We start from the raw sequence: 3,083 nt of genomic DNA on the forward strand, positions 1-3,083 counted from the left end.
GATAATTATGTTTGCCCAAGGTGATGATACTCCAATCAAATACTTCTCCATTGAGTTTTATTTCCTCTTTTTCCACCGATGTTTCAAAAGTGGTGTTTGTGTCAACTGTGACTTTGTACATGATATTCCTGTTTTTTAAGACTTAAATATAGCTTAAATTGGCAGCAAATGTTTTTATGCCATTAAAAAAATTATAAATCAAAGGTGAAAAATATATTTATAAGTGTAGGATACGCAGTTCTCTTGTTCCTTTTTGCCTCAAGTTGCAAGGTGAGTGAGTCAAAAGGGCCTAACCAAGATTATACTGATGCGGATTCGGTGGTTGTTGTTGAACCCAAGGAAGTAAATTTACCTCAGCACTTTCCTTCCGAATACCGTGGTGCCCGAACTCGTTTTATTGATTTAGTCCATACCAAACTGGAAGTAAGTTTTGATTGGGAGCAACAATATTTGTTCGGGGTAGCTACCTTGGAACTTAGTCCTCATTTTTATCCACAAGATCGATTGATTTTGGATGCCAAGGGATTCGATATAGATTATGTACATCTCTTGAATGCTGAGGGAGAAACTCCTTTGGAGTATACTTACAATGGAAAGGAATTAAATATAGAGTTAAATCGACCATATTATATAGATGAGAATTTCCTGGTTTCCATTAAGTATACGGCCAAACCCAATGAGCTGAAAGTAAAAGGGAGTGATGCCATTACTTCCGATAAAGGGCTTTATTTCATTAATCCTACAGGAGAAGACCCAAATAAACCCAAAGAAATTTGGACGCAAGGGGAAACTGAGGCTAGTTCATGTTGGTTCCCCACCATTGATTCACCTAATCAACGAAGTACTCAAGAAATGTACATAACAGTAGACGATGAATTTAAAACTCTTTCCAATGGAAAGTTGGTGTATTCCAGAGAAAATGTAAATGGAACGAGAACAGATTATTGGAATATGGATTTGCCACATGCTCCTTATTTGTTTATGATGGCCGTTGGTGACTTTGCCATTGTGAAGGATAAGTGGAAGAATATTGCAGTTGACTATTATGTAGAGCCTGACTATGAAAAGTATGCTAACTCTATTTTTGGAAATACGCCTGAAATGATGGGTTTTTTTTCAAAAATCTTAAACTATAACTACCCCTGGCAGAAATATTCGCAAGTAGTGGTGAGGGATTATGTTTCGGGTGCAATGGAAAATACCACCGCCTCAGTGTTTATGGAAGCCCTCCAAGTGGATAACCGGTATTTATTGGCTGATAATTGGGATGGAATTATAGCGCACGAACTATTTCATCAATGGTTTGGAGACTTAGTGACATGTGAGTCTTGGTCAAATTTGCCTCTAAATGAGTCCTTTGCGAATTACGGTGAATACCTTTGGGCTGAATATAAATATGGAAAAGATGCAGCAGACTTTGAGGGGTTGAAGGAAATGGAATCTTATTTCCGGGAAGCAAAAAGTAAGCAGGTAGATATGATCCGGTATTACTATCAGGATAAGGAAGATATGTTTGACAGTCATTCTTATGCTAAAGGAGGTCGTATCCTGCACATGTTGAGAACCATTGTGGGGGATGATGCCTTTTTTACTTCTTTACATGAATATCTGAAAGAAAATGAATATACGGCTGTTGAGATTCATCAATTGAGACTTGCCTTTGAAAGGGTCACTGGAGAAGATTTACATTGGTTTTTTGATCAGTGGTTTTTAGCTTCGGGGCACCCCCAATTAAATTTGGAACATACTTACCAAGAGAGGCAACTGAAATTAGTAGTGCAACAAATTCAAGATTTCCGAACGACTCCTTTATATAAATTGCCGGTGGATATAGACGTTTGGGTAAATGGACAAAAGAAAAGATTTTCGGTGATTGTAGACAGTATTTACAACGAATTTACTTTTGATTTACCTGACCAACCTGAATTGGTTTTATTTGACGGAGAGCAGTATTTATTGGCCGAGATAAATAACACCCAGACTTTTGAAGAACTAAGTGCTCAATACAGGTTGTCAGATAAATTTTTGGCTCGTTACCGGGCTGTAGAGGCTTTATCTGATACTTTATCAGTACCTACTGCAGGGGCTACAGTTTTTGCTGCTCTTGATGATTCGTTTTGGGCCATTAGGCAGTTGGCGATACATTCATTAGATAAATATGATGGGCCTGGAAAAGCTAAGGTAGAGCAAAAACTTGCTCAAATGGGAAAAGATGATCCTAATCCTAAAGTAAAAGCAGATGCCTTGGCAGCATTGGAGTTTTATGGAGCAGATAAATATCGGAATCTATATAAGGGTGGATTGGCCGATTCCTCATATGTGGTAAATGGGGCAGCCTTGTACGGTTATTTACAAACTGCTGCTGAGGATAAGGATGAAGTGGTGCACAGTTTTGAAGGATACGCTGATGCTAATGTGCAATTGGCCGTGGCCAATTATTTTGTAGAAAATAAGCGATATGATAAATATGATTGGTTTACGGATAATCTGGCAAAGAGCAAGGGAGTAGAAAAATATTATCTAATTAATTTATTCGGACAGCTTTTAATAAATGCCCCCGAAGGACTGCAAAAGGCAGGGGCAGCATTGTTGGAGCCTATTGCATTAGAGGATAGTAGTTACTTTATTCGGTTATCCGCTTTCCAAGCTTTATTACTTTTGGATAATGTGGAAGGAGTGCCTGAAATGAGGAAGCGTATTAAAGAAAATGAAACTGATGAAAGGTTGATTGAATATTATGAAAATTTCTAAACCCTGTTTAATTTAAAGTAAGGAATAAAAAATATTTTAAAGAAAAGTTCTTTTCTAATTAGAAAATTTGAGATAGAAATTAAGAGTTGTACGGAATTGATGGTCTCTGATCTGTCTCATTTTCAATTAGGTACGAGTTTTGTTTTCGATTTGAAATTAGGGAGTGCCTTTTTTTGATAAAATTAGAAGCCGAAAACAAAATTATCTTTTTTTTGAAAAAGTTTGACTTAAATAAAAAAGCATATAATTTTGCACTTCCTTACGTCAAACCAATAGAGGTAAGGATATTTTTTTGTTCCGGCCGGGGGGATACCAAAGCGGCCAACTGGGAC

At 37.2% G+C, this 3,083-nt stretch carries 1 protein-coding gene; it reads left to right on the forward strand.

Going from position 1 to position 3,083, the window contains the following annotated elements; all coding sequences use genetic code 11:
* Window positions 1-204 precede the first annotated feature (204 nt).
* Window positions 205-2,751 carry a M1 family aminopeptidase gene (locus E1171_RS03860; protein ID WP_187696237.1) on the forward strand — a complete coding sequence of 849 codons (2,547 nt, stop codon included), beginning with the start codon at window positions 205-207 and terminating at the stop codon, window positions 2,749-2,751.
* Window positions 2,752-3,083 lie beyond the last annotated feature (332 nt).

The organism is Xanthovirga aplysinae (assembly GCF_009711365.1).
In the GTDB taxonomy this organism is placed as follows: domain Bacteria; phylum Bacteroidota; class Bacteroidia; order Cytophagales; family Cyclobacteriaceae; genus Xanthovirga; species Xanthovirga aplysinae.